Genomic DNA, 23498 nt, shown 5'->3' on the forward strand with positions numbered 1-23498 from the left:
CGTCGGAAATCCGTCACGCGCGGCGCTTCCAGAAAATGGCTGACGCCGCCATCCCATTTCGATGCCGTTTTTGTTCTATCAGCCGGAATTGCGGTTTGGTGCAATGTGCCCATGTCGTGATCGGGTCTTCGCCCGGTCACGCAAACGAACCGCCAACCCTGAGGGCACGCCATGAATGTCAGCGTTTTCGATCTGTTCAAGATCGGCATCGGTCCTTCCAGCTCGCACACGGTCGGCCCGATGATCGCGGCATGCCGCTTTGCATCGCATATCGAAGACGCGAATCTGCTGGGTTTCGTCACGCGCGTGCGGGCGGAACTGTTCGGCTCGCTCGGCGCGACCGGCAAGGGCCACGGCACGGACAAGGCCGTGCTGCTCGGCCTCGAAGGGAATCTGCCCGATCTGATCGATCCCGACATGATCGCGCCGCGTCTCAAGGAGATCCGCGAAACGCGGCGCCTGATGCTGCTCGGCAAGCACGCCGTTGCATTCGAGGAGCGCGAGCACATCGGCTTCTATCGGAAGCTGATGCCGGGTGCGGCGGGATCGAGCATCGTGCATCCGAATGGCATGCGCTTTCAGGCTTTCGACGAACACGGCCAGTTGCTCGTGGAGAAGGAGTATTACTCGATCGGCGGCGGCTTCGTGGTGAATCGCGAGGGCGATCGCGTGAACGGCGTGCGCGCCGGCGGCAACGTGCCGTATCCGTTTCGCACCGGCGACGACCTGATGCGCGTCTGCCGGGAGACAGGTCTGTCTATCGCCGATATCGCGATGCATAACGAATGCGCGAATCGCAGCGAAACAGAGGTGCGCGAAGGCATGCTCGCCGTGTGGCGCGTGATGGCCGCGTGCGTCGAGCGCGGCTGCAAGGAACGCGGCGAATTGCCCGGCCCCATGCACGTGAAGCGCCGCGCCGCCGATCTGAGCGCGCAACTGCGTTCGCGCTCCGAGGAATCGCTGCGCGATCCGCTTTCGATGCTCGACTGGGTCAATCTCTATGCGATGGCCGTCAACGAAGAGAACGCATCGGGCGGGCGGGTCGTGACCGCGCCGACCAATGGCGCGGCTGGCGTGATTCCCGCCGTGCTGCACTACTACGTCAAGTTCATGCACGGCTCGAACGACGAAGGCATCGTGCGCTTCCTTCTGACGGCGGCGGCCATCGGCATCATCTACAAGGAGACGGCGTCCATCTCCGGCGCGGAAGTGGGCTGCCAGGGCGAAGTGGGCGTCGCGTGCTCGATGGCCGCCGCCGCGCTCGCAGCCGTGATGGGCGGCACGCCCGCGCAAGTCGAGAACGCCGCTGAAATCGGCATGGAACACAACCTCGGCATGACCTGCGATCCGGTCGGCGGCCTCGTGCAGATTCCATGCATCGAGCGCAACGCGATGGGCGCGATCAAGGCGATCAACGCCGCGCGCATGGCGATGAAGGGCGACGGCACGCATTACGTGTCGCTCGATTCGGTCATCAAGACGATGCGCGAAACCGGCGCCGACATGAAGACGAAATACAAGGAGACGTCGCGCGGCGGGCTGGCCGTGAACGTCATCGAGTGCTGAAACACCGCTACGAAACAAGGGAAACACCATGAGCCGCTATTCGATATTCAGCCTGCTGCGCAACGGCATGTCGTATCACGAGAACTGGGAGCGCCAGTGGCGCAGTCCCGAGCCGAAGCGCGAATACGACGTGGTGATCGTCGGTGGCGGCGGGCACGGCCTCGCGACTGCTTATTACCTCGCGAAGGAGCACGGCATCACCAATGTCGCAATCCTCGAGAAGGGGTGGATCGGCGGCGGCAATACGGCGCGCAACACGACCATCGTGCGTTCGAACTATCTGTGGGACGAGTCCGCTGCGCTGTACGAGAAGGCGATGAAGCTGTGGGAAGGGCTGTCGCAAGACCTCAACTACAACGTCATGTTCAGCCAGCGCGGCGTGATGAATCTCGCGCATACGCTGCAGGACGTGCGCGACACCGAGCGCCGCGTGAACGCGAACCGTCTCAATGGCGTCGATGCCGAATTCCTTACGCCGGCGCAGATCAAGGAGATCGAGCCGACCATCAACCTCAATAGCCGTTATCCGGTGCTGGGTGCGTCGATTCAGCGTCGCGGCGGCGTCGCGCGTCACGATGCGGTCGCGTGGGGCTATGCGCGCGGCGCGGACCAGGCGGGCGTCGACATCATTCAGAACTGCCAGGTCGTGGGCATTCGGCGCGAAGGCAATCGCGTAACCGGCGTCGATACGACCAAAGGCCATATCAAGGCGAAGAAGGTCGCGGTCGTCGCAGCGGGCAACACGACGACGATCGCCGACATGGCGGGCGTGCGTCTGCCGATCGAAAGCCATCCGTTGCAGGCGCTTGTATCGGAGCCGATCAAGCCCGTGGTCAATACCGTCGTGATGTCGAATGCGGTGCACGCGTACATCAGCCAGTCCGACAAGGGCGATCTCGTGATCGGCGCGGGCGTCGATCAATACACGGGCTTCGGCCAGCGCGGCAGTTTCCACATTATCGAAGGCACGCTGGAAGCCATCGTCGAGATGTTCCCCGTGTTCTCGCGCGTGCGGATGAACCGGCAGTGGGGCGGCATCGTCGACGTGTCGCCGGATGCATGCCCGATCATCAGCAAGACCGACGTCAAGGGCCTGTACTTCAACTGCGGCTGGGGCACGGGCGGCTTCAAGGCGACGCCCGGTTCGGGCTGGGCGTACGCGCACACCATCGCGAAGGACGAGCCGCATGCGCTCAATGCGCCGTTCTCGCTGGATCGTTTCTATACGGGTCATCTGATCGACGAACACGGCGCTGCCGCCGTCGCGCACTAAAGGGAGTTGCAAACATGTTGCTGATCGAATGCCCCTGGTGCGGGCCGCGCGCCGAAACCGAGTTCTCCTGCGGCGGCGAAGCCGACATTGCGCGTCCGCTGGATACCGAGAAGCTCACTGACAAAGAGTGGGGCGACTACCTCTTCATGCGCCGCAATCCGCGCGGCGTGCATCGCGAGCAATGGATGCATGCGCAGGGCTGCCGCCGCTGGTTCAAGGCTCAGCGCGACACGGTGTCATACGAGATTCAGGGCTACGAGACGTTCGACCGTCCGCTGGCTGCGATGGACAACAAGGAGGGAGCGTCGAAATGAGCCAGAAAGACCGACTCGCCACGGGTGGGCGCATCAATCGCGCGATTGCGCTGACCTTCACGTTCAATGGCAAGACGTATCAGGGCTATCAGGGCGACACGCTCGCCTCCGCGTTGCTCGCGAACGGACAGCACTTCGTCGCGCGTAGCTGGAAGTATCACCGGCCGCGCGGCATCGTGACGGCGGGCGTCGAAGAACCGAATGCAGTCGTGCAGCTCGAAACCGGCGCTTATACGGTGCCGAACGCGCGCGCCACGGAAGTCGAGCTGTATCAGGGCCTCGTCGCATCGAGCGTGAATGCGAAGCCGAACATCGAGAACGATCGCATGGCGGTCAATCAGAAGATCGCGCGCTTCATTCCCGCAGGCTTCTACTACAAGACGTTCATGTGGCCGCGCAAGCTGTGGCCGAAGTACGAAGAAGTGATTCGCGATGCAGCCGGTCTCGGCAAAGCGCCCGAAGAGCGCGATGCCGACCGCTACGACAAGTGCTTCGCGCATTGCGACGTGATGGTGGTCGGCGGCGGGCCATCGGGTCTGGCCGCAGCGTATGCGGCGGGGATGTCCGGCGCACGCGTGATCCTCGTCGACGATCAGCCGGAACTCGGCGGCTCGCTGCTGTCGTGCCGCGCGGAAATCGACGGCAAGCCGGCGCTGCAATGGGTGCAGAAAATTGAAGGCGAACTGCGCAAGATGCCCGACGTGAAGATTCTTTCGCGCAGCACGGCGTTCGGCTATCAGGATCACAACCTCGTCACCGTGACGCAGCGCCTGACCGAGCATCTGCCCGTGTCGACCCGCAAGGGCACGCGCGAACTGATGTGGAAAGTGCGCGCGAAACGCGTGGTGCTCGCAACCGGCGCGCACGAGCGCCCCATCGTGTTCGGCAACAACGATCTGCCGGGCGTGATGCTGGCGTCGGCGGTATCGACGTATCTGCATCGGTATGCGGTGCTGCCGGGACGCAACGCGGTGGTCTTCACGAATAACGACGACGCCTACCAGTGCGCACTCGATCTGAAGGCCGCGGGCGCGAACGTGACAGTCGTCGATCCGCGTCCGATGGAATCGAAGGGCGCATTGCCCGCCGCCGCGCGACGCTATGGTGTGCGCGTGCTGAACGACGCGGTGATCACGGCGGCGCATGGCAAGCTGCGGGTGTCGTCGGTGGAAGTCGCTTCGTTTGCGAAGGGACAGGTCGGCGCGAAGCAAACGGACCTGCAATGCGATCTGGTCGCGATGTCCGGCGGCTGGAGCCCGGTGCTGCATCTGTTCGCGCAATCGGGCGGCAAGGCGCACTGGCACGACGAGAAAGCGTGCTTCGTTCCCGGCAAGGCGATGCAGGCCGAAAGCAGCGTCGGCGCATGCGCGGGCGAATTCACGCTGGCGCGCGGCATTCGCTTCGGTCTCGATGCCGGCGCGGAAGCGGCGCGTGCGGCGGGTCATATCGTTGCGCGGCCTGCGCCGGTGAAGGTCGCGGAAATCGCGGAAGCGCCGCTCTTGCCGCTGTGGCTCGTCGGCGGCCGCGAACTTGCGACGCGCGGTCCGAAGCAGTTCGTCGACTTCCAGAACGATGTCTCCGCCGCCGACATCTTCCTCGCGGCGCGTGAAGGCTTCGAATCGGTGGAGCACGTCAAGCGCTATACGGCGATGGGCTTCGGCACGGATCAGGGCAAGCTCGGCAACATCAACGGGATGGCGATTCTCGCGCAGGCGCTCGGCAAGACCATTCCCGAGACGGGCACGACGACCTTCCGACCGAACTACACGCCTGTGACCTTCGGCACGTTCGCGGGCCGCGAGCTCGGCGAGTTCCTCGATCCGGTGCGCAAGACCGCGATCCACGAATGGCACGTGCAGAACGGCGCGATGTTCGAGGATGTCGGTAACTGGAAGCGCCCGTGGTATTACCCGCGCGGCAACGAGGACATGCACGCGGCGGTCGCGCGCGAATCGCTGGCGGTGCGGCAGAGCGTCGGCATTCTCGATGCATCGACGCTCGGCAAGATCGACATTCAGGGTCCGGATAGCGCGAAGCTGCTCAACTGGATGTACACGAATCCGTGGAGCAAGCTCGAAGTGGGCAAGTGCCGTTACGGTCTGATGCTCGATGAAAACGGCATGATTTTCGACGATGGCGTGACCGTGCGCCTCGCCGAACATCACTACATGATGACGACGACCACCGGCGGCGCGGCGCGCGTGCTGACGTGGCTCGAACGCTGGCTGCAAACGGAGTGGCCGGACATGCGCGTGCGGCTCGCATCCGTGACGGATCACTGGGCGACGTTCGCCGTCGTCGGCCCGAACAGCCGCAAGGTGCTGCAGAAGGTGTGTCAGGACATCGACTTCGCGAATGCCGCGTTCCCGTTCATGAGCTATCGCGATGGCACGGTGGCGGGCGCATCGGCGCGTGTGATGCGCATCAGCTTCTCGGGCGAGCTTGCCTACGAAGTGAACGTGCCGGCCAACGTGGGCCGCGCGGTGTGGGAAGCATTGATGGAAGCGGGCGCTGAGTTCGACATCACGCCGTACGGCACGGAGACGATGCACGTGCTGCGTGCGGAGAAGGGCTACATCATCGTCGGCCAGGATACCGACGGCTCGATGACGCCCTACGACCTCGGCATGGGCGGGCTCGTCGCGAAGTCGAAGGACTTCATCGGCAAGCGTTCGCTCACGCGCTCGGATACGGCGAAGGCCGGGCGCAAGCAGTTCGTCGGGCTGCTGACGGATGATCCGTCGGTCGTGCTGCCGGAAGGCGCGCAGATCGTCGCGGGTCCGTTCCAGGGCGATACCGCGCCGATGCTCGGTCATGTCACGTCGAGCTATTTCAGCCCTGTTTTGAAGCGTTCGATTGCGTTGGCCGTCGTGAAGGGCGGTCTCGACAAGATTGGCGAAGCGGTCACGATCCCGCTTGCGAACGGCAAGCAGGTCAATGCGAAGATCACCAGTTCTGTGTTCTACGACAGCGAAGGAGCACGTCAGCATGTTGAATGAGATCAAAGGTTCCTCGACTGTCGTCGATCGGGTGACGGTCGGGCAGGGCGTGTGGCAGGAGTCGCCGCTCGTGGGTGCGGATGCGTTGTTGAAGGCGCATCAGGCGGGAGCGTCGAAGGCGTTTCGTTTGACGGAGCGGCCGTTCCTTCAGCTCGTGAACGTGCGCGGCGATACGCGCGATGCAGCCTTCCTGCGCGCCGTGGAGGCCGTGATTGGATGTGCACCGCCGGAGAAGCCGAACACGGTCGCGAAGGGCAACGGCTATGACGTGCTGTGGCTCGGCCCGGACGAGTGGCTCGTGGTTTCCGAAGCCGCGCACGACGCATCGCGTGCCGCGCCGCTGGAAGCGCGCTTGCGTGAAGCATTCGCGGGTGCGTTCGCAGCGGCGGTGGATATCGGCAGCGGCTACACGGTGCTCGACATCGACGGACCGCGCACGCGCGAGGTCCTTTCGCGCGGCTGTCCGCTCGATCTGCATCCGAAGATATTCGGCGCTGGCCAGTGTGCGCAGAGCCATTACTTCAAGGCGTCGCTGACGCTGGTGCCGCTCGGTGGCGATCGCTTCGAACTCATCGTGCGCCGCAGCTTTGCGGATTACTTCGTGAAGATCATGCTCGATGCCGCCGAGCCGCTGTTGTCGTGAAGCCCTTCGAGCCTTTGAATGCCGGCGGGCAGGGCTGGCGCGTCGTCGTCGATGAACTCGTCGTGATGACGCGCATTGGCCTGCACGAGCATGAGCATCGCGCGCCGCAGGCTGTGTCGATCGATGCGAGCCTGCGGTATCGCGGCGCGCCGCATGAAGCGTGCGATGGTCTCATCGATTACGAAGCGTGGTGCAATCGGGTCACCGCGTATCTGCATGAGAAGCCGCATACGCGATTGCTCGAGACGCTGGCGGTGGAGATTGCGGCGTTGTCGTTCGACGCATGGCCCGCGCTCGATGCGCTCACGCTGACGCTGCATAAGCCGAAGATTCGCGAGGGCACGCGGCGGCTTGCGCTGGAGCTCGATTGGCGGCGGGGGGATTTTGATGCGTGGGTTGCGCGGCGGGCGGTGGATGCGGTGAGGGGGTGAGGGCGGTGGGGGGGCGCGGGATGTGCATGTGGGGTCTATCTTCGCGCATGCGGAGGAACCGTCAGACCGGGCGCACTGACCGGCCGAAACCAGGGTGAATCTCCGCGCATGCGGAGGAACCCGTGAGGCACGCAGTACGGGCGTGCGCGGGTGGGGTCTATCTCTGCGCATGCGGAGGAACCGCGCTCATCATTCCGCCCGCCATTCAGGAAATGGGTCTATCTCCGCGTATGCGGAGGAAGCTGATTCAACCGCGTTCATCTGCATTCACCTCTGGGTCTATCCCCGCGCATGCGGAGGAACCCGTCGAGACCAGCGATCCAGATTTCCGACCCGAGCCTATCTCCGCGCATGCGGAGGAACCGATGCAGATCTGGTCAAAGCGGCCGAGACGCTGGTCTATCTCCGCGCATGCGGAGGAACCCTCGAGCGTGATGCTCTCGCCTGCATTGGCGAGGGTCTATCTCCGCGCATGCGGAGGAACCTGCGGGCGTGACGCGAATCAGCGGGCTAATACGGGTCTATCTCCGCGCATGCGGAGGAACCTTCATGCTGTCCTCGTTCTTGTTCGAATCTAAGGGTCTATCTCCGCGCATGCGGAGGAACCCGGTATTGGCCGGTGTCTATGAGCGGCTTCGCGGGTCTATCTCCGCGCATGCGGAGGAACCGCGTGCCAGTCGATGACCGTGAGCGCCGCCAAGGGTCTATCTCCGCGCAACCCGATCGCGCCAAACGATGAGGCGCCCCCGTTTGGGTCTATCTCCGCGCATGCGGAGGAACCGACGAATGGACCGCGCGGGATGGTGCCGTTTGGGGTCTATCTCCGCGCATGCGGAGGAACCTCGGTGTCTGACTAGATTGCATATTTAGTACCGGGTCTATCTCCGCGCGTGCGGAGGAACCGGCGGCGCTAGCTCGGGCGGCACTACGCTTAACGGTCTATCTCCGCGCATGCGGAGGAACCGAAACGCATTGAACTGCGGTTCCTTCAGCAAGGGGTCTATCTCCGCGCATGCGGAGGAACCGTTCTGATTGGACAGGCTGTTATTGCACGAGGAGGTCTATCTCCGCGCATGCGGAGGAACCGGCGACTACCTAACACGCGACCCGGACGGAACGGGTCTATCTCCGCGCATGCGGAGGAACCCGACGAAGACGGAGGACAGCAGCGGCATCGCGGGGTCTATCTCCGCGCATGCGGAGGAACCGTAGGGTCCGCGCCCGGTTGCCCGTCTAGGTACGGTCTATCTCCGCGCATGCGGAGGAACCTGAACGACGATAGCGCGGGCGCGGTGCCGGGCGGGTCTATCTCCGCGCATGCGGAGGAACCGCGCGCATCAAAGCGCGCATGCCGACGGGCTGGGGTCTATTCCGCGCATGCGGAGGAACCTTGACGTACCGCCCAATGACAGAATCGTAGAAGGGTCTATCTCCGCGCATGCGGAGGAACCACCGCCCAACCCTGCACGATCGGATTCGCCGCGCGTCTATCTCCGCGCATGCGGAGGAACCAGCTTCGTCGGCTGGGGATCGCCGCTGCTGCGCGGTCTATCTCCGCGCATGCGGAGGAACCTTGTACGAGTTTGACAAGAACCCATTGAGCGCGGGTCTATCTCCGCGCATGCGGAGGAACCCAAATCCGCGCCGAAATCAGAGTAGCTGTTTGGGGTCTATCTCCGCGCATGCGGAGGAACCGCGAGCAGACGCTGAGCTGCTTTGCCAAGTGAGGGTCTATCTCCGCGCATGCGGAGGAACCTGCACCAGAGCGTCGCCAACTGCGTAATGAGCGGGTCTATCTCCGCGCATGCGGAGGAACCGGTCATTCATTTGTGGCCTGAACGTCGGGTTCGGGTCTATCTCCGCGCATGCGGAGGAACCCCCCCGCCTGGACCGGGCTTTGGTCTTCAAGTGGGTCTATCTCCGCGCATGCGGAGGAACCCTCATGCTTGCCGCCTATCGCGTCAATGACTCGGGTCTATCTCCGCGCATGCGGAGGAACCCCATCGATAAAAATGGCTGAGTTGTTGTACTCGGGTCTATCTCCGCGCATGCGGAGGAACCGACTTGAAAGACGGCGGCACTGTCGTCGTGACGGGTCTATCTCCGCGCATGCGGAGGAACCTTTGAACGCCCTGCGGGCGTCTCGCAACATGCGGGTCTATCTCCGCGCATGCGGAGGAACCGGGATCGACGCTGCGAGGGCTGGATCGTTCAAGGGTCTATCTCCGCGCATGCGGAGGAACCCGATACCGGCGGGAGCTTCGCAGCCCGCAGTACGGTCTATCTCCGCGCATGCGGAGGAACCACGACCGCCCTGCTTCATCGAGCATGCGCTGCGGGTCTATCTCCGCGCATGCGGAGGAACCCAGAGTTCGATCGAGGATTCGTCGCTTGCTGAAGGTCTATCTCCGCGCATGCGGAGGAACCTCTACCACCTAACATCATGTTGTAAAAGAACAAACATCGATTTCGATGTTCAGGATGTGAAGCAAGTCGCGAGTATGGTGACGCGAAGATTCGTCGTCAAGCTCTGCCGTCGAGCGGCGCGAGCGCAGGTGGCCGCAACCCCGGCCTACAAGCAACTATCGCAATCTCGATTCAAATAACCACCGCCTCACAATCCTGCTCTTTATCATTGATCAACTTTGACACTCGAACCGCCGTCAAACGATCGATCCTAGTGATAACCTAAGCATAGCGAAGTAAATGATTTAGGCAAAAAACTCGGCATCCAGACCACACGACGCAACAATGGAAACGGCAGCGCATCAACTACAGGCTTGGGGAAAGCTGCGTACCAGCGACTGTGGCCGCGAGACCATGCATCCCCTCGGCGACCACATGCTGGACGTCGCCGCCTGTTTCATCGAAGCCGTCAAAGAACGCACGCGCTTGCGCCATGCCTTCCAGACCGTTGCCGGTCGAGCATTGAACGAGCAAGACATCGAGCGTCTCGCGGTCATCGTCTATCTGCATGACATCGGCAAGGCAAACAGCGGCTTTCAGGCAAAACGCTGGAAAGGTTCCGCCCCGGCTGGTTGGCCGCATCGTGCGGGCCACGGCGCGGAAGCCATCATGCTGCTTGGCGACGAAGACATCAAATTCCGCTTGCCGCTCGAATCCATCAAAACCTGGGGCGCTGACGTCTTTTCTCTGCTGCTGGCAAGTTTCGCGCATCATGGCCGTCCGGTCTCGAAACCATTGGGGCAAGACGCCATCATCTGGAAGCCGGTGCGCGACCGTGAGGGCGCCGCACTATACAGCCCCGAAGATGCAATAGCGAAAATCGGCGAACAGTTGAAGCAGGCTTTTCCGCTCGCGTTCGAATCTTCCGGTGAGCGGCTGCCGTCGAAACCTGCGTTTGTTCATCTGTTTGCGGGCGTCGTCCAGTTCGCGGACTGGCTGGGATCGACCCGTCTATTCTTCCCGTACAGTGACTCTGGCACATCTCGAACCCGCACGCGGGCGGCTGAACTCGCGGCAGACGCCATAGCGAGCATCGACCTCGATGCGTGCATCGCGCGCACGAAACTCGCGCAACGCCCGTTCTCCTTCGAAGCCGCATTCAATGTCAAAGCGCCGCATCCCATGCAAAGCATGCTGGGCGACAAGGAACTCGGACCCTTGCTGATCCTCGAGTCCGAAACCGGCAGCGGCAAGACCGAAGCCGCGCTATGGCGCTTCCTGCACCTATTCAGCGAGCGCAAGGTAGATTCGCTCTACTTCGCGTTGCCCACGCGTGCCGCTGCCACACAGGTCTATGAGCGCGTGCGAAGGTGCGTCGACCGCCTTTGGCCGTCGGATGCACCGGTCGTCGTTCGTGCGCTTCCGGGCTATCAAAGTGCCGATGGCAATCACATCATCTCGATGCTCGATTTCGAGGCGCAGTGGTCCGACAATCCCGACGACGCCAAAGCCGCCACGCGCTGGGCGGCCGAATCGCCGAAGCGGTTTCTGGCGGCAACCATCGCGGTAGGCACGATCGATCAAGTGTTGCTCGCCGGACTCATGCGGCGCCATGCACATATGCGCCACGCATTGCTGAGCCGTTCGTTGCTCGTCGTGGATGAAGTGCACGCGTCCGATATTTACATGTCGCAATTGCTGGAGCAGGTGTTGAGCGCGCACCTCAACACGGGCGGCCACGCGCTGCTGCTGTCTGCAACGCTCGGCTCGCGGCAGCGAGCGCGCTTTCAGCGACTCGCGCCGAATTCCTCGACGCTCATCGCGTCGCTCCCGGTCGATCAGGCTTGCGCGTCGCCTTATCCCGCACTGACTGACGGCGCTGTCATTCATGCATTGCCTGACAATGGCGCGCCCAGAATCGTCCATTGGTCGACGCTCGATGCAATCACAGATTCGGCTCACAATTTCGAGCGCATCGCACGTCTTGCGATCGATGCCGCGAAGCAGGGCGCACGCGTGCTCATCGTTCGCAACACCGTGCCGACCGCAGTCGAGACGCAAAAGGCCATCGAGCGTCTTATCGACGAATTCGACGATCACGCGCTTCTCTTCAGGGTCGGTGACGTCGCAACGCTGCATCACGGTCGCTTCAGCCGCCAGGATCGACCGCTGCTCGACGCCGCCGTTGAGGCGCGTCTCGGCAAGACTCGTGAGTCGCGGGAGGGATGCATTGTCGTCGGCACGCAGACGCTCGAGCAGAGCCTGGATATCGACGCTGATTTGCTGATTACCGACCTATGCCCGATGGACGTGCTCTTGCAACGCATCGGGCGTCTGCATCGGCATAAGCGCGAGGCGAGTGAACGGCCCGAAGGTTTCCGGAAGGCGCACGCATGGGTGCTCACGCCCGTCGGCAAGTCGCTCGAGGAATACATCGAAAAGCCGCGCAACGGGCTCGGGCGACGCGAAAATGGCAGCGGCGTCTACACCGATCTGCGCATGATCGAAGCGACTCGCCGACTCATCGACGAAGCGCCATACCGCGTGATTCCCCGCGATAACCGCCTGCTGGTCGAACGGGCGACGCATCCCGACTGCCTGCTGACCATCGAGAACGAACTCGGACCAAAGTGGAAGAAACATGGTCAAGAGCTCGAAGGCGGGCAGGGCGCGGAGCGGTCCCTCGCACGCACACAAGCACTGGACTACAGCAAGCCTTTCCCCGACGTTCCGTTCCCGGATGACGAACGTCGTATCGCGACGCGGCTCGGTACGGACGACCGCCTCATCAAGTTTGATCCACCCGTACCCGGCCCTTTCGGCGTCGATGTAGAGGAGATCGTGATACCTCAATACCTTCTGCGCGGCGACGTGAGTGCAGACGCGCAACCATCGGCCATTACGCACGATGCGGACGGTTTTGCATTTTCGCTCGATGCTATCCAGCTGCGCTATGGCCGATATGGCGTCGAGAATCCGAAACGTCTCGCGCAAGGAAGAGGGCTGATATGAGTCTTCAACACCGCTTGCTGGACGATCCGGTACTGCGCTATCGCGATCCCTCAGGACAGCCACACGATGTCACCTTGCCCGAGCTTTTCGTCGCTCTGACCGATGACGCCGTGCGCGACTTCCCCGCGCTGAGACCGCATCAGCGGCATCCGTGGCATGCGTTCCTGACGCAACTCGCGGCGATAACCCTGCATGGCGCCGGTCAGACTGCGCCGTTCGGCACCGCAAAACAATGGCGCGCGGCGCTTCTCGCGCTGACACCGAATGATCCCGACGGCGCCGCGTTCTCGCTCGTCGCGCCCGACGATCGTCCGGCCTTATTGCAAGCGCCTTGCAAACCAGGCGAGCCGCGCACATGGAAGAAAAGGCCGCGTTTGGCGCCCGATGCGCTGGATATGCTGGTGACATCCAGAAACCATGACGTGAAGGCCGCACGGATGATTCACGCGCGGCCGGAAGACTGGCTCTACGCACTCGTCAGCTTGCAGACGCAAGAAGGTTTTCTCGGCGCGGGGAACTACGGCATTTCCCGCATGAACGGCGGCTTCGCCAGCCGGCCGGCGTTCGGCGCGGTCCCGCAGGGCGGCTTGGGCAAGCGGTGGCAAAGAGATGCGCGGCGGCTGCTCGATCATCGTCAGGAAATCGTCGACGACAAGGGGTTCAAGGAAGAGAACGGCGTTGCGCTCGTCTGGCTGCGCGCCTGGGATGGCGCAGGCAGTCTCTCGTTCAGCGAACTCGACCCGTTCTACATCGAAATCTGCCGGCGAGTCCGGCTGAACGCGGTCAATGGAACACTGCGTGCGCTCACCACCACGAGCAAGACGACACGTATCGCGGCCAAGGAACGTTTGGGCGCAACCGGCGACGCGTGGACGCCAGTCGCCGTGGTCGAGGGCAAAGCACTGTCCATCGGGGCGAGAGGTTTTGATTACAAGCTGCTGACAAAACTGGCGTTCACCGGCGAGTTCGCTCCGACCATCACGCGCGAGATTAGCGACGACGATGGCAAAGAGGGCATCGTGCTCCTTGCGCAAGCCATCGCCCGCGGGCAGGGCAAGACCGAGGGCTATCACGAAAGACGCATACCGGTCTCGCAAGCCATGCGCCAGGCGTATCTGAGCGGCGAGACTGATCCGCTTGCTCAGGCTGCCGAACGGCGCATTGCGATCATCGGGGCAGTACGCAAGGTTCTGTGGAGTGCGCTCTGCGGCTTGTTCGGCAACGGCGAGAGCGCCGCCTCGGATCACATAAAAGATAAGGCTGACCGGTTCGCGAGTCCGTTCGAGCAGGAGGAAGACCGGCGCTTCTTCGAAGACCTGATCGTGGAAATCGATGCCCCCACGACCGAAGCACGGCAACTCGCGCACGAGCAATCGCTTGCCGGCCTCGCCGAGCGCGCGGAGCACGTATTGACTCGTGCGTTTGTCGCCGGTCCGCGCGCCAGTCTGCGGCGGTACCGCGCGCAGAGCGCGGCATTGGCGCGGTTTTTCGGTGGACTGCACGCGGGTAAGAACCCTCTTCAGACCCTGGCGCGCGTGCTCAAGGAGAAGGGACACGGCCACTTTTGGAACAGAGTACTCAATGAGGTTTGAATGGACTCAACGACCGATACTCCACCGTCGCCCGGAAGTTCCGGCTTCGGCTACCGGATGCAGGCAATCGCTGCTTTCCTGAAAGACGCGCGCGAGGGAGTCAAGGCTTCGAAGCAAGATTACGTCGCGCTGAAGCGGCTCAATCCGGACGCGCAGACACTCACCGCCGCGCAGGTCGCCGCAATCATGCACGTCGCAGCGCGCGCAAAGCTGAACTGCGCGAACTGGACCTACGATGAATGGCGGCGCTGGGCATTCATCGCTTATGGCATTGCGCTTGCCGGACACGATCGCGGGAACGGCGCTCGCAGCAGCCTTGGGCGGCAACTGTTCAGCGCCGGGGTAAAGGAGGCGCGCCTGAACAGGCTGCTCGACGCACGGGGCGCTGCGTTCTTCCAGATACTGCGACGCGTGCTTCGCTTAATGAACAGTCAAAACGTTGCGCCGAACTGGGCGCAGCTTGGCAGACTCGTGTTGAACGAAGGGGCGCGCGATGCGAGGCGCCAGCGCATCGCGGAGAAGATGCGGCTGGACATTGCGTATGGATTCTTCTCTGCGGGCGAGAGCGCACCGCGGACAGAGTGAACCGTACATCGGTGAAAGAAGAAAGCAGGACAATAATCAGGAAGGCAAAACATGGCGCATCCGCGTTTCATCCAGATTCATACGCTGCACAGCTACTCGGCGGCGCTGCTCAATCGCGACGACTCGGGCCTGGCAAAACGCTTGCCCATGGGCAATGCCATGCGCACGCGCATCTCGTCGCAGTGTCTCAAGCGACACTGGCGCGTCGCGGAGGATCATCACGCGCTGTCCACGCTCGGCGTGCCGATGGCGGTCCGCTCTCGCATCACGTTGACGCGTATGCGCGATGACATCGTCGGGCATGGCGTTTCCGAGGAGCTTGCGCAAGCAGCCGTCGAAGCCTTGCGCTTTGGCGGGCTGCTCGACAAGGCGGGGAAGGATCGCAAGGGCAAGGATGCGACCGAAACGGGCCAGGCGGTGCTGCTCGGCAAAGCGGAAATCGACTACCTCGTGAAGCACTGCGTGGCGCTTGCCCGCGATCATAAGGATGAAGACGGACTGAAGGCGGCAGTCGCGGCGTTCCTCAAGGAAGAGTCGGACAACATCAAGGCGCTCAAGCATGGAAGCGGCCTCGAATCGGCGCTCTTCGGGCGCATGGTGACGTCGGATGTGCTTGCGCAGCGCGATGCCGCCGTCTACGTCGCGCATGCGTTCACGGTGCACGAGGCGCAGGTGGAGAACGATTACTTCACTGTCGTCGATGACTTGCGGCGTGAAGCGGGCGAGCTAGGTTCGGCCGGCATCTTCGACACCGAACTCGCTTCGGGTCTTTACTACGGGTACGTCGTGGTCGACGTGCCGCAACTGGTGGCGAATCTCGCAGGCATCGCGGCGGGCGAGTGCTTCGAAGCGCCGTCCGAGCGGCGTGAGCTTGCGGCTGAGGTGGTTCATCACTTGTTGCATCTGATCGCGACAGTCAGCCCCGGCGCCAAGCGCGGTTCCACTGCGCCGTTCGGCCACGCGAGTCTCATGCTGGTGGAGACAGGTGACTGGCAGCCGCGCAGCCTGAGCGGCGCATTCGAGACTGCGTTGCGGCTGGCGGACAAAGAGATCCGCACCGACGCCATCGAGCGCCTCGCGCAGGAAGTGAAGAAGCACGACGCCGCCTACGGCAAGCTGGATCGCGCCTACCTCGCGCTGGACGATGCGGATATTCCCAACGCGGAGCACATGTCACTCGACAGGCTCGCCAAGTGGGTGCAAACGCGCATCGTGAAGGGTGCGTGACATGCGGCGTCACTTGCTGATGCGCTTGCGTGCGCCGCTTATCGCGTTCGGCGGCGAGGTAGTCGACAACTATGGCGTGATCCGCGATTTCCCGGCCATGTCGATGATCACGGGACTCATCGCGAACGCGCTCGGCTGGGATCGCGGCGATAGCGAGCGTCACAACCGTCTGCAGGCGCGCATGGTGATGGGCGCGCGGCTCGATCATTCCGGCGAGCGCCTGCGGGACTTTCAGACGGCTCAGCTCGGCGCGAACGATAGCGGCTGGACGACGCTCGGCTATCCCGAGTCCCGCGAAGGCAGCGCGGAGACCTACAAGAGCCCGCACCTGCGCTACCGCGACTATCACGCCGGCCTCGACGCGCTCGTGACGCTGCGGCTCGACCCGGCGAACGAAACGCCGACGCTCGACGACATTGCGCGCGCACTGGATCGGCCCATGCGTCCGCTGTTCATCGGACGCAAGCCGTGCCTGCCGTCGGCGCGGGTGTTCGCGGGCTTCATCGATGCGGCCAATGTGCTCGAGGCATTGCGGCACGCGCCGCTGCCCGCAGGCTTCGACAATGCCACATTCCACATGCAGTGGCCAACGAACGAAGGCGCGATGCCGGACGGGCGCGCACAGGCTCGCGGCATCTGCGACGAGCGCGACTGGAGGACCAACGTGCACGGCGGATCGCGTCCGGTTCTGGAGGCAAGCGCGAAGCGGGCATCGTTCGCGCATCCATCGACTTCGCCGGAATTTCCGTATGACCGCCCTTAATCTGATTCATTGCCAGCCCGATCCGAAGAAGTTCGTGATGTGGGCGTCGCGGCATGGCTTGCTACCGCCCGGCGGCGACCTGGGCTACGCCTTTCACGCGGCGTTGAGCGCGGTGTTCGGCTCGCTTGCGCCGAAGCCTTTTTACTATCGGGACGAGCGAGCCGGACTGCTCGCATACACGGCCCATTCCGGCGATGCGCTGCGCGAGGCGAGCGGGCTATGCGCCGCGCCGGACCTCGCGGATGCGCTCGGACTCGACGCAGGCCCGCATAGCCCCGGTCTCAACATTCGCTCGTTTCCGGCGCAATGGCAGGCTGGGCGCGTGTTGGGTTTCGACGTGCGCGTGCGACCGGTCCGGCGCAGCAAGGACGCGCAATGCAAGCATGGACGGGAACGGGATGCCTTCAGAATTCCGATCGACGAAGAAGCCGATGAGCACGTGCTGCGTCGCGAAGCGGCTTATGTCGAATGGCTCGGCGAACGGCTGCAATCGAGCGGAGCGGCGAGTCTGGTCGAAGCGCGCATGACGCGGTTTCGACTCACGCCCGTGATTCGCCGCACGCAAGCTGGTTCGGGCGACGGTAGCGGCAATGGCAATGGCAACGGCAAGCCGAGACAGCCGCGCGTCATCAATGGCCCGGACGCGGTTCTCAGCGGCCATTTGCGCGTTGAAGATTCCGATGCGTTCGCGAATTTGCTCAGGCACGGAATTGGGCGGCATCGGGCGTTCGGGTTTGGCATGCTTTTGCTGAAGCCAGCGTCCGTGGACGACTGATCGTCGAGGCCCGCGCGTGCTCAAGGGGCGGCTAGGGCTCGACACATCCCGCGTGCCTCATGCGGATCGTCATGGATTGGTGTGGCTGGAGCGAGGCGAACTCGGCGTCATTGACGGATGCCTGCATTTCACGAGTGGGCAGTACGTCGATCAGATTCCGCACCAGTCGGTATCGATGATGCTGCTCGGCCCCGGCGGCAGCGTGACCCATGATGCGCTGCGTCTGCTCGCGCGTCATGGCACGTTGCTCGCGGCGGTCGGCGCGAGCGGTGTGCGCAGTTACACGGCGCCGCCGCTGATGCCGGATCGTTCCGATGACGCGCGGCGGCAAGCGGAGCTGTGAGGCAGTGCGCGACGCCGCGTGGCTGTCGCGCGGCACATGTATGCACTGCGCCTCGGGAAGTGCTTCCGCATCGCGATTTGGACACGCTGCGGGGCATAGAAGGGGCGCGCGTGAAGGCGATTTATCGGCTGCGCGCGCAGCAATTCGGCATCGACTGGCAGGGGCGGCGTTACGATCCCGCGAACCCCGACGCCGCCGACATGGCGAATCAAGCCATCAATCATGCGGCGACGGCTGTGCAGGCGGCGGCGATCGCCGTTCACGCGCTTGCGGCTGTGCCTCAGCTCGGCTTTATTCACGAGGATTCCGGCCAGGCTTTCGTGCTCGATATTGCCGATCTTTTCCGCGATGACGTGACGCTTTCGATCGCCTTCGCCGCAGTCAAGGAGGCGCAGCGCAGCGACAAGACGATCGACCGGCTCGTTCGACGCGAGGCGGCGCGCGTGTTTCGCAAGCAGCAGATCATTCCCGCGATGATCGATCGCATCAAGCAGGTGTTGCGGCTCGAGGAAAAGCTGGAGGAGACGGATGGCGCTGGTCGTGGTGGTGACGCGTGACGTGGCCGACAGGTTTCGCGGGTACTTGGCGTCGGTGATGCTGGAGGTGTCGACGGGCGTGTACGTCGCGCCACGGATGAACAAGGGCGTGCGCGAGCGGACGTGGTCGGTGCTGGCTGACTGGCATGGACACGAACCGAGGGGCAGCATCGTGATGGTGTGGCGGGAACTGGACGCCGTCGGTGGCGTTGGTATCGCGCAATTGGGCGCGCCGGTGAGGGAACTGGTGGATGTGGACGGGATGTATCTGGTTAGACGCGGGTTGAGGTAGGCGGTTGGCGTTCTTTAGAAATTAGCGATTCTTGGTGGATCGGGTGGCGGGTTTCGGGGTTGGTTTCATGGGGTTATGTGGGAGAGGTTCCTCCGCGTGCGCGGAGATAGACCCATCGTGAAGCTGAACGCGGTGCCTTCCTCCTCGGTTCCTCCGCGTGCGCGGAGATAGACCCAGCGGCTATCGCTGCCCGGCGCTCAATGCTGCGGTTCCTCCACGTGCGCGGAGATAGACCCTGAAGAAGTGCGGCGGCTTCACGAGACATGACGGTTCCTCCGCGTGCGCGGAGATTCACCCAAGTGGAAGCCGTCAAGGAGACGGTCAAGCCGGCTTCCTCCACATGCCCGAAGCCAGCCCCTTCGTCGTCTGATTTGTATCAGCCGATACTGGACCGGACAGACAGTGACCGATGCATCGCCGTCTGTTTCGTCCCTCGTGGCATCACTTCTTGAAGTCTCATGGGCTTCCCTGGCCGGCTAAAAGCAGCTTGCAAGAAAGGGGGGCGACCGAGACTGAACAAGAAGTCATCGGACGTTGTCTGTCGAGTCAAATCCTGCTGGCTACATCTGATTCGCTCCATCGCTGATCCCGATTCCCCCAACCGCACCGCAACAGCCCCAACCTCACCACAACCGCAAGCAAAAGCGACCAATCCACGCCCTCAAAAAGTCGCTCTCAACCAACCCCGCGTCGCATTCCCCCCATCGAACGCCGCTAAAACCCCCTACTCTCCCTTCAGGGCCGCGAGCATCGCACGCAGAGAGAAAGCCCGCGCCTGCCGTTCACGAATCCAAGGAGACGTATCAATGAGCACCAATCGCGGCGTCGTATATCTCGGTCAGGGCAAGGTCGAGGTCCAGTCCATCGACTATCCGAGGATGGTCGATCCGCGTGGCCGGGACATCGGCCACGGCGTCATTCTCAAAGTCGTCAGCACCAACATCTGCGGGTCCGATCAACACATGGTCCGCGGCCGCACGACCGCCGAAGTCGGCCTCGTGCTCGGACACGAGATCACCGGCGAAGTCATCGAAATCGGGCGCGACGTGGAGACGCTGTCCATCGGCGATCTCGTCTCCGTGCCCTTCAACGTCGCATGCGGACGCTGCCCCACGTGCAAGGCGCAACACACGGGCGTGTGCCTCAATGTGAACCCGTCGCGCGCAGGCGGTGCGTATGGCTATGTCGACATGGGCGGCTGGATCGGCGGACAGGCCGAGTACGTCATGGTCCCGTACGCCGACTTCAACCTGCTCAAGTTCCCCGACAAGGCTCAGGCGATGTCGAAGATTCGCGACCTCACCTGCCTCTCGGACATCCTCCCTACCGGCTACCACGGCGCGGTCATGGCAGGCGTGAAACCGGGCGCAACGGTTTATATCGCGGGCGCGGGGCCTGTCGGGATGGCGGCGGCGGCATCGGCGCGTTTGCTGGGCGCGGCATGCACGATCGTCGGCGACATGAACGAGGAGCGCCTCGCGCACGCGCGCAAGATGGGCTTCGAGACGATCGATTTGTCGAAGGACGCGACGCTTGCCGAACAGATCGAGCAGATTCTCGGCAAGCCCGAAGTCGATTGCGCCGTCGATTGCGTCGGCTTCGAAGCACATGGCCATGGCAACGAACACAACGAGGAAGCGCCGGCCACGGTCCTCAATTCGCTGATGGAAATCACCAAGCCGGCAGGCGCGATCGGCATTCCGGGTCTCTACGTGACCGACGATCCCGGCGCCGCCGATGCCGCCGCCAAACGAGGCAGCCTGAGCATCCGCTTCGGCCTCGGCTGGGCGAAGTCGCATTCGTTTCATACCGGCCAGACGCCGGTGATGAAGTACAACCGCAACCTGATGCAGGCGATTCTGTGGGACCGTCTGCCAATCGCGGATATCGTGAACGTGTCGGTGATTTCGCTCGATGAAGCGCCGGATGGTTATCGCAAGTTCGATGGCGGCGCGCCGCGCAAGTTCGTGCTCGATCCGCACGGCTTGCTCAAGGCGGCCTGAGAAAGCAAAAGCGCCTCTGAAAAGAGGCGCTTTTTTTTGCAGCAGAGCAAGTCGTCAGGCCGCCATAACCGGCACCGCGCTCAGGGACGGCGCCTGCTTCCTTCGCTCGCGCGTCGGCGCAGTGCCGAACGCATCGCGATAACTCTTCGAGAAATGGCAAGCTGACTGAAACCCGCAAGCCATCGTAATGTGCATGATGGACATATCCGTCTGCAGCAGCAACTCGCGCGCGCGGCGCAGGCGCAGCGTCAGATAGTAATGCGTCGGCGTCATGCCGAGATGCTCGCGGAAAAGCCGCTGCAATTGCCTTTGCGACATGCCGGCCAGCCGCGCGAGTTCTTCGCGCGACAGCGGCTCTTCGATGTTGTTCTCCATCAGCGAAATGACTTCGAACAAGGACTTGTTCGCTGATCCGAGCCGCGCGACGAGCGGCATGCGTTGCTGCGCGCTCGTATCCCGCACGTGTTCGACGATGAACTGCTCTGCAATCTGCGTCACGCGCGCCGTGCCGACGCGCGCCGCGATCAGGTTCAGCATCATATCGAGCGGTGCAACGCCGCCCGTGCACGTCACGCGATCACGGTCGATGACGAACAGTTCCTTCAGGAAACGCGTATCCGGAAACTCTTCCTTGAGCGCGGACATGTTCTCCCAATGAATCGCGCAAGCATAGCCCGCCAGCAAGCCGGCGCGGGCGAGCGCATACGTTCCGGTGCAAAGGCTGCCGAGCATGCTGCCCGTGCGCGCAAAGCGTCGCAATGCGGACAGATGCGCGGGCGTCGTCGCACGCTGCACGTCGATGCCGCCGACCACGAACACGATATCCGGCTGTCCCACGCATTCCACCGGCCCCGTATCGACGGATAGCCCGTTGCTGGCCGTCACCGGCCCGCCTTCGGGACTGACGATGGACCACCGATACAACGGCTGCCCCGTCAGATAGTTCGCCATGCGAAGCACTTCGATCGCGTTGGTGAACGCCATCATCGTGAAGTTGGGCAGCGGCATGAACGCGAAGTGCGTCAGTGCCGCCGTGCGATCGGAAGACATGGGGAAATTGATTCCTTGGAATCTATTTGTTTAACGCCGTGGCTGCGGCCTTGTGCCACTCCTGCATTGTGATAACGAGTGCAACTTGCATGCCATCGGGCTAAACCCTGAATAGGCGGGGCGGCGCCTTCGTTTCGTTGAAACCGACGCACTAGGGCGGCGCGCACGGTCGTGCACAAGCACTGACCCGGCGCACGATCGTTCCGCCAGCGTGCAGCGCGAGCGTACTAAAAACGCCACTACACCCAAAGCCGGTTCGGCACTTGTCGAAAACAGACGCGCATGTCGGAAAAGGTAAAGAACGCGTCTAAATTCATAAATTGACCGGGAAGACGAAGGTCAAGAATAGACGCAACGATGAAAGCGCGAGCTTCATCCACCGACCGTCCTTCTACTGACCCCGGACCTCTCAATGTCTAACTCGAATCCCTTCTTCGACGCGCCGCTCGCCACGCGGGACGCCTCGGTGCGCGGTGCGATCCTGCGCGAGCTGGAACGACAGCAATCGCAAGTCGAGCTGATCGCGTCGGAAAACATAGTGTCGCGCGCCGTGCTGGAAGCGCAAGGTTCCGTGCTCACGAACAAGTACGCGGAAGGGTATCCGGGCAAGCGCTATTACGGCGGCTGCGAATTCGTCGATGAAGTGGAAACGCTCGCGATCGACCGCATCAAGCAACTGTTCAACGCGAAGTTCGCCAATGTGCAGCCGCATTCGGGCGCGCAGGCCAATGGCGCGGTGATGCTCGCGCTCGCGAAGCCGGGCGATACCGTGCTCGGCATGTCGCTTGATGCAGGCGGCCACCTGACGCACGGCGCGAAGCCGGCGCTCTCGGGCAAGTGGTTCAACGCGGTGCAGTACGGCGTGAATCGCGACACCATGCTGATCGACTACGAGCAGATCGAAGAGCTCGCGCAGCAGCACAAGCCGTCGCTCCTGATCGCGGGCTTCTCGGCGTATCCGCGCAAGCTGGACTTCAAGCGCCTGCGCGCCATCGCCGACGCGGCGGGCGCGAAGCTCATGGTCGATATGGCGCATATCGCAGGCATCATCGCAGCGGGCCGCCACGAGAACCCGGTCGACCATGCACACGTAGTGACTTCCACGACGCACAAGACGCTGCGCGGCCCGCGCGGCGGCTTTGTCCTGACGAACGACGAGGACATCGCCAAGAAGATCAATTCAGCCGTGTTTCCGGGGCTGCAAGGCGGCCCGCTGATGCACGTGATCGCGGGCAAGGCCGTCGCGTTCGGCGAAGCGTTGCAGCCTTCATTCAAGACTTATATCGACGACGTGCTCGCCAATGCACAGGCGCTCGGCGAAGTGCTGAAGGCAGGCGGCGTCGATCTCGTTACGGGCGGCACCGACAACCACTTGTTGCTCGTCGATTTGCGTCCGAAGGGCCTCAAGGGCAATCAGGTGGAACAGGCGCTGGAACGCGCGGGCATCACGTGCAACAAGAACGGCATTCCGTTCGACACGGAAAAGCCCACGGTCACATCGGGCATTCGCCTGGGCACGCCCGCCGGCACGACGCGCGGCTTCGGCGTGAACGAATTCCGCGAAACCGGCCGCCTCATTCTCGAAGTATTCGACTCGCTGCGTGAGCATCCGGAAGGCGATCCGCAAACCGAACAACGCGTGCGCCGCCAGATCTTTGCGCTGTGCGAGCGCTTCCCCATCTACTGAG

General features: G+C 63.0%; 18 protein-coding genes and 3 CRISPR repeat arrays. Of the genes, 17 read left to right on the plus strand and 1 reads right to left on the minus strand.

The window, feature by feature from the left end:
* Positions 1-171 precede the first annotated feature (171 nt).
* The 16 genes from LDZ21_RS13880 to fdhA all read left to right on the plus strand — a co-directional run bounded on the left by LDZ21_RS13880 (position 172) and on the right by fdhA (position 20760).
* Complete coding sequence (locus tag LDZ21_RS13880; protein ID WP_244795435.1) at positions 172-1566, plus strand: L-serine ammonia-lyase; 1395 nt, start codon at positions 172-174, stop codon at positions 1564-1566.
* A gap of 28 nt (positions 1567-1594) precedes the next feature.
* Entirely contained in the window at positions 1595-2839 is a 1245-nt protein-coding gene (locus tag LDZ21_RS13885) for a sarcosine oxidase subunit beta family protein (protein ID WP_035962815.1), read from the plus strand.
* Between the two features lie 14 nt (positions 2840-2853).
* Positions 2854-3153, plus strand: a complete 300-nt coding sequence (locus LDZ21_RS13890; protein ID WP_035962813.1) for a sarcosine oxidase subunit delta — start codon at positions 2854-2856, stop codon at positions 3151-3153.
* Positions 3150-6152, plus strand: a complete 3003-nt coding sequence (locus LDZ21_RS13895) for a sarcosine oxidase subunit alpha family protein (protein WP_244795436.1) — start codon at positions 3150-3152, stop codon at positions 6150-6152. Before LDZ21_RS13890 ends, LDZ21_RS13895 begins: the two co-directional genes overlap by 4 nt.
* The gene (locus LDZ21_RS13900; protein ID WP_035962810.1) at positions 6142-6795 is read left to right on the plus strand and encodes a sarcosine oxidase subunit gamma; all 654 of its coding nucleotides are present in this window, start codon (positions 6142-6144) and stop codon (positions 6793-6795) included. The genes LDZ21_RS13895 and LDZ21_RS13900 overlap by 11 nt, the downstream gene beginning before the upstream one ends.
* On the plus strand, positions 6792-7226 hold the full coding sequence (locus LDZ21_RS13905; protein ID WP_244795437.1) for a dihydroneopterin aldolase: 435 nt from the start codon (positions 6792-6794) through the stop codon (positions 7224-7226). Before LDZ21_RS13900 ends, LDZ21_RS13905 begins: the two co-directional genes overlap by 4 nt.
* 32 nt (positions 7227-7258) lie before the next feature.
* Positions 7259-7895: direct repeats of the CRISPR family, unit length 28 nt; unit sequence GGTCTATCTCCGCGCATGCGGAGGAACC.
* 84 nt (positions 7896-7979) lie between these two features.
* A CRISPR array of direct repeats spans positions 7980-8557; the repeat unit is 28 nt; unit sequence GGTCTATCTCCGCGCATGCGGAGGAACC.
* A gap of 92 nt (positions 8558-8649) precedes the next feature.
* Positions 8650-9653: direct repeats of the CRISPR family, unit length 28 nt; unit sequence GGTCTATCTCCGCGCATGCGGAGGAACC.
* A 393-nt stretch (positions 9654-10046) separates the two neighbouring features.
* Entirely contained in the window at positions 10047-12644 is a 2598-nt protein-coding gene (cas3, locus tag LDZ21_RS13910) for a CRISPR-associated helicase Cas3' (protein ID WP_244795438.1), read from the plus strand.
* A 374-nt stretch (positions 12645-13018) separates the two neighbouring features.
* Complete coding sequence (locus LDZ21_RS13915; RefSeq protein ID WP_244795439.1) at positions 13019-14236, plus strand: type I-E CRISPR-associated protein Cse1/CasA; 1218 nt, start codon at positions 13019-13021, stop codon at positions 14234-14236.
* Entirely contained in the window at positions 14237-14821 is a 585-nt protein-coding gene (gene casB, locus LDZ21_RS13920; RefSeq protein WP_244795440.1) for a type I-E CRISPR-associated protein Cse2/CasB, read from the plus strand.
* Between the two features lie 51 nt (positions 14822-14872).
* Positions 14873-16048: a type I-E CRISPR-associated protein Cas7/Cse4/CasC gene (gene cas7e / locus LDZ21_RS13925; RefSeq protein WP_244795441.1), complete on the plus strand. Its 1176-nt coding sequence runs from the start codon at positions 14873-14875 to the stop codon at positions 16046-16048.
* A gap of 1 nt (position 16049) precedes the next feature.
* Positions 16050-16811 carry a type I-E CRISPR-associated protein Cas5/CasD gene (gene cas5e / locus LDZ21_RS13930; protein WP_244795442.1) on the plus strand — a complete coding sequence of 254 codons (762 nt, stop codon included), beginning with the start codon at positions 16050-16052 and terminating at the stop codon, positions 16809-16811.
* A complete protein-coding gene (gene cas6e / locus LDZ21_RS13935; RefSeq protein WP_244795443.1) occupies positions 16798-17586 on the plus strand; it encodes a type I-E CRISPR-associated protein Cas6/Cse3/CasE in 789 nt (262 codons plus the stop codon). The genes cas5e and cas6e overlap by 14 nt, the downstream gene beginning before the upstream one ends.
* Before the next feature lie 79 nt (positions 17587-17665).
* Positions 17666-17929 (plus strand): CRISPR-associated endonuclease Cas1, encoded by a 264-nt coding sequence (locus LDZ21_RS13940; protein ID WP_244795444.1) that lies wholly within the window; start codon positions 17666-17668, stop codon positions 17927-17929.
* Between the two features lie 110 nt (positions 17930-18039).
* The gene (locus LDZ21_RS13945; protein WP_244795445.1) at positions 18040-18486 is read left to right on the plus strand and encodes a CRISPR-associated endonuclease Cas1; all 447 of its coding nucleotides are present in this window, start codon (positions 18040-18042) and stop codon (positions 18484-18486) included.
* Positions 18458-18757, plus strand: a complete 300-nt coding sequence (cas2e, locus tag LDZ21_RS13950) for a type I-E CRISPR-associated endoribonuclease Cas2e (RefSeq protein WP_244795446.1) — start codon at positions 18458-18460, stop codon at positions 18755-18757. The genes LDZ21_RS13945 and cas2e overlap by 29 nt, the downstream gene beginning before the upstream one ends.
* A gap of 806 nt (positions 18758-19563) precedes the next feature.
* A complete protein-coding gene (gene fdhA / locus LDZ21_RS13955) occupies positions 19564-20760 on the plus strand; it encodes a formaldehyde dehydrogenase, glutathione-independent (RefSeq protein ID WP_244795447.1) in 1197 nt (398 codons plus the stop codon).
* 54 nt (positions 20761-20814) lie between these two features.
* On the opposite strand, the gene LDZ21_RS13960 is transcribed toward fdhA, so the two are convergent.
* Positions 20815-21810, minus strand: coding sequence for a GlxA family transcriptional regulator (locus LDZ21_RS13960; RefSeq protein ID WP_035962800.1), 996 nt, complete (start codon positions 21808-21810; stop codon positions 20815-20817).
* A gap of 412 nt (positions 21811-22222) precedes the next feature.
* On the opposite strand from LDZ21_RS13960, the gene LDZ21_RS13965 reads away from it, so the two are divergent.
* Positions 22223-23497, plus strand: a complete 1275-nt coding sequence (locus tag LDZ21_RS13965; RefSeq protein WP_244795448.1) for a serine hydroxymethyltransferase — start codon at positions 22223-22225, stop codon at positions 23495-23497.
* Position 23498 lies beyond the last annotated feature (1 nt).

Origin of the sequence: Caballeronia grimmiae (genome assembly GCF_022879615.1) — a bacterium.
Lineage (GTDB): Bacteria > Pseudomonadota > Gammaproteobacteria > Burkholderiales > Burkholderiaceae > Caballeronia > Caballeronia grimmiae.